The sequence below is a fragment of the Streptococcus sp. genome (assembly GCF_019414905.1).
In the GTDB taxonomy this organism is placed as follows: domain Bacteria; phylum Bacillota; class Bacilli; order Lactobacillales; family Streptococcaceae; genus Streptococcus.
On record NZ_DXLC01000238.1, the window covers coordinates 5850 to 9625 of the forward strand.

The following is a 3776-nucleotide window of genomic DNA, read 5'->3' on the forward strand; positions in this document are numbered from 1 at the left end:
CCCCAACTCTCTTTTTTAAAAAAAAAAGACATTTTTATTTTATTTTTTCATCCATTAGCACCCATTTTTGACACTTTTGTGGCCTTCTCAGCACCGCCACTTTCTGTAAAATGTGAGATTCAAAACACCTCTAATGGCTCTATTGTAGCAAGTTTTTCTTGGAATTGCAAGGAACAAGAAAAATTACTTGAACTTGATGCCATTTTCCTTCAATTTCTTGATGGTAGCTGGGCCGATTCCTTTCAAGGCAAGGAGTTCTTTTTCAGTCCAGTTTTTGAAATCTGAAGCAGACTTGATTCCTTCATCATAGAAAGTTTTGGCACGATCAAGTGGAAGTCCACCCAAGTTTGCTGCAAAATCTTCTACAGAATTGGCTACTTTTTGAGCTTGCTCTTTGGTAGCTTCTACTGCTTGTTCAACTTTTTTAGAAACAGCCTTACCAGCTTGGCTTGCTGACTGTTCTGCACGTTTCACGACTTTTTTTGTCTCTTCTACAACCTTAGTCACAGTACTTGAAAAGGCACCTGCACGACGGAGGCTATTTCGTAATTGTTTTTTACGATTGAGTTTCTTTGACATGATAAAATCCTTTCAATAAAAAACCCCTGCTCTGACAAGGATTTAATATAAATATTCTATCAAGATTTTAGTAAAAAATCAAGAATCTATCTCGTTTAATAATTTCGCTCACCAAACAAGCCTTCTGGTAAGTCATGGAATCCCTTACCTGCTTTGAAGTTTTCAAACTTATCAAGCAAGAACTGATAAGCATCCAAACGGCTTTCGTAGCGAATCATAGCATCTTTGGCACGCTCGTCTTGGTCTTCTTCGTAGACTTTTTGGCTTTCCTTATGTGCCATGTCGTTGATCATAATTTGGGTATTGACCCAAGCTTCAAATTCCTTCATAAATTCTTGTTCGTAACTCATTTTTTCTCCTTATTCTAATCCACGGAAATAGTCCGTGTCAATCTCACGGTAGGGCTGGATATCCTGAACATATTCCAGTACACCTTGGAATTCTCCGTTTTCATCGTGCACTGCTGCGTAGGTGATGTGGACAAACTTGCCTCGCGACTCAGACTTGAACCACATTTCATACTTATCCTTGGTCCCCTCACGAAGCCCCTTCATGATGGTCTTGACCTTGTCCAAGTACTTAGGCGGATGGCAGAGTTCGACATTGCGCCCGACTTGGGACGGCGTCCGTTTGAAAATCATCTCATCAGCCGGCGTATTGTCATTGTAATACTGGAAAATATCGTCTTTATTGACAAAGGTAATCTCCATAGGGAGGTGATTGAGGATGAGATTGGCCTGCTCGACTGAAAGATAGCCATTGCCAAAAGCCTGTTGACTATAGCGGTCCAGCACTGCTTCCTTTTCCTTAGGGGTAAAGGTAATGGTAAACTGTCCTTCTGGCGTATCGATAACTTGTTGAACTTGGCCTTCTGTCGTTTCTAGCTGTACGGGCTCCTCTGCAATCTTTTCCTCAACAAAACTCTGGCGTTCTGGAACCCATTTCTCAGACGGACGGATAATAGCATAGCCATAGGCGTCGCTCTCCTCTGCAATCTGAAGCCAGTCATCCTGAGTAAAGGACTCAAGGAGAATCATGAGGAGGATGGACTCTTCCTTGAAAATCATACTTTCAAACTCTGGCGCAAAAGCTTCAAAAGCTTCCTTTACAGTGGAAATAGGTACTTCAGGTAGTGACTTGGCTGTCGCTAAAGCTGTTTGAAAGAGTTCCCTAATCTGATCATCCACTCCCCACATAACTTTTGGAGGCGAATCGTGACCATATCGCTCCATGATAGGAAAGAAAAGTTCTTCTTTACGTTGGTAATGGATGTCAAATTGACCCACAAGTCCCATCTGACGCACCAAGCCCTTACGCATCTCCACCAGCATTTCTTCATCTTCCATAGACTCATAGGTATCTAACAATCTACGAATGCGAATCAAGGCCGCACGGAGGGCTAGATTTTCTTCCTTAAAGACCCGAACGGGGTGGCCAGGATGCTCGGTATCTGCAACTTCGACAGCCTTAACAGCATTTTTAAAAAGATTGGCATGGACATCACAGAGTTCCATGACATCTTCAAAGGTGACACCTGAGTCTGAGTTCATCAGCTCGTGTTCCATGAGGGAAATCTCGATGGCTGAAACGCCTGTAAAGGTCGCATCAAAGCGCTCCTGAACCGACTCAGGAGAGGCGCCATTATGCAATTCTAACAAAATATCCCGTAGGACATGAATCCGTTCATCTGCCATTAGTCTAATCCAATCACTTCGTAGCCATTCGCTTCCAGTGTACGGACAATCTTGTCCATAGGAGTTCCTTCCAGCTTAGAACCCTGTTTAAGTGATACCTTGCGACCGATAGTATTACGCATCAAGGGATTGGCAAGAGGTTTAAAACCCAGCTCTACTAGGATTTCCAAGACTTCTGGATGCTTATCCACCACTTCTGCAACAGGAATTGACACATCGATGATATTGTCCATGACGACCTCCATTATCGTTTATAAATGATATTATTTATTTTATTATACCATAAGGAAAGAGATTAAAAAACTAGCAGTACAAGACTTGCTAGTTCCCCACGACTTGGATGACCATCTAAATAAGTTTAAAGAGCCAATCCAATAGTTTAAATAATAGCTTGTAAAACAGCAGTTGGACTGCAAAAGAGATAATCATCCAAAAGAATTTCACAATCCCAAAAATTGGTTTGATAAAAATAATGGCAAGAAGACCCAAAAAAAATTTCATTCTCTCTCCTCTGGCTTAATGAGCCACCGAGCCGTATCCATTAGCTTATCTGCAATAAAAAGTTTACCTAGACCGACAACGGCGTGGTCATCTTTCTTTATCGTTTTCATCACTTTTACACCTTGCATGGTCAAAAAGTAATTCCCATAAGTTTTAGCTAGAATTTTTATGAGTCCCATATCACTCTCCTTCGATGATTTCAGCCTCTTTTCGGATCGTTTCAACATCTTCTTGATATTGAACTTCACTATAGTTGACTAGCTTGGATAATTCTTTCTGCAAGCTTTCCCCCATTGGTTTCATAGTTGCAAAGGTTAAACCACCTGAAATGATACCTCCCAAGATAGGAATAAATTTCCCCATTCCTTTGGCCAGCCCTCCCTTGGTCAGATTCACACCAAATATTTTTAAGACTTTTTTCAAAATAGGGTACCAAAGCGTCTTTGTTAACGCTTTATTAGGTACTGTTTTCATTACCTGTTTGGCAATTGTTATACCACCAGCACGTAGCAAGGCAGCGGTTCCATTTACCCCCAACATGACGCCTAGATAAAGCAAGAGGGTATTTTGAGCATCTTCACTCAACTCATCGCGTGAAGCCCAAAGATCCTCATAACCATAAATATAACCTAATTCTTGAGCCAATTTCAGAGAAAAACCATAAAATTGAGCCACATCAGCTGGAATGGTAATTGCCATAGCAATCCCTCCAGGTAATCCTGCAACAACAGACGTTCCACTCGCCAATAAAACATTATCCCGAATACAGGCATTAGCCACTCGATCTAATATTTCTTGAGATAAGAGAGACGTTGGGCCTTGTTCTAATAAAGTAGGAACGTCCCGTGGATCCAATTCTTTGGAAAACTTATCCACTAAAAATTTCGAACGATCAACCTTAACAACAGGTAGTTTCACCACTTGTTGCAATACTTGCATAGCCAACTCTTGTTCAGCCATATACAAACTCCTTTTACTTCTGTAAGTTATATTCTATGATAG

The 3776-nt window shown here is 41.2% G+C and carries 7 protein-coding genes; all 7 read right to left on the reverse strand.

Annotated elements, in window-relative coordinates; translation table 11 throughout:
• Positions 1–183: 183 nt before the first annotated feature.
• Positions 184–579 (reverse strand): helix-hairpin-helix domain-containing protein, encoded by a 396-nt coding sequence (locus QZ359_RS07290; protein WP_000038635.1) that lies wholly within the window; start codon positions 577–579, stop codon positions 184–186.
• Positions 580–674: 95 nt separating this feature from the next.
• Entirely contained in the window at positions 675–929 is a 255-nt protein-coding gene (locus tag QZ359_RS07295; protein WP_293965050.1) for a DUF1912 family protein, read from the reverse strand.
• A gap of 9 nt (positions 930–938) precedes the next feature.
• Positions 939–2273 carry a DUF438 domain-containing protein gene (locus tag QZ359_RS07300; RefSeq protein ID WP_293965052.1) on the reverse strand — a complete coding sequence of 445 codons (1335 nt, stop codon included), beginning with the start codon at positions 2271–2273 and terminating at the stop codon, positions 939–941.
• Positions 2273–2506 carry a DUF1858 domain-containing protein gene (locus tag QZ359_RS07305; RefSeq protein WP_000368734.1) on the reverse strand — a complete coding sequence of 78 codons (234 nt, stop codon included), beginning with the start codon at positions 2504–2506 and terminating at the stop codon, positions 2273–2275. Before QZ359_RS07305 ends, QZ359_RS07300 begins: the two co-directional genes overlap by 1 nt.
• A gap of 115 nt (positions 2507–2621) precedes the next feature.
• Positions 2622–2774 carry a hypothetical protein gene (locus QZ359_RS07310; RefSeq protein ID WP_293965056.1) on the reverse strand — a complete coding sequence of 51 codons (153 nt, stop codon included), beginning with the start codon at positions 2772–2774 and terminating at the stop codon, positions 2622–2624.
• On the reverse strand, positions 2771–2953 hold the full coding sequence (locus tag QZ359_RS07315) for a hypothetical protein (RefSeq protein WP_000522922.1): 183 nt from the start codon (positions 2951–2953) through the stop codon (positions 2771–2773). Before QZ359_RS07315 ends, QZ359_RS07310 begins: the two co-directional genes overlap by 4 nt.
• A gap of 1 nt (position 2954) precedes the next feature.
• A complete protein-coding gene (locus QZ359_RS07320) occupies positions 2955–3734 on the reverse strand; it encodes a hypothetical protein (protein ID WP_293965059.1) in 780 nt (259 codons plus the stop codon).
• Between the last annotated feature and the right edge of the window lie 42 nt (positions 3735–3776).

Bases quoted from the DNA above. Each gene is read 5' to 3' on its own strand.
- QZ359_RS07305 (WP_000368734.1), bottom strand. From the start codon at position 2,506: ATGGACAATATCATCGATGTGTCAATTCCTGTTGCAGAAGTGGTGGAT.
- QZ359_RS07320 (WP_293965059.1), bottom strand. From the start codon at position 3,734: ATGGCTGAACAAGAGTTGGCTATGCAAGTATTGCAACAAGTGGTGAAA.
- QZ359_RS07300 (WP_293965052.1), bottom strand. From the start codon at position 2,273: ATGGCAGATGAACGGATTCATGTCCTACGGGATATTTTGTTAGAATTG.
- QZ359_RS07315 (WP_000522922.1), bottom strand. From the start codon at position 2,953: ATGGGACTCATAAAAATTCTAGCTAAAACTTATGGGAATTACTTTTTG.
- QZ359_RS07310 (WP_293965056.1), bottom strand. From the start codon at position 2,774: ATGAAATTTTTTTTGGGTCTTCTTGCCATTATTTTTATCAAACCAATT.
- QZ359_RS07290 (WP_000038635.1), bottom strand. From the start codon at position 579: ATGTCAAAGAAACTCAATCGTAAAAAACAATTACGAAATAGCCTCCGT.
- QZ359_RS07295 (WP_293965050.1), bottom strand. From the start codon at position 929: ATGAGTTACGAACAAGAATTTATGAAGGAATTTGAAGCTTGGGTCAAT.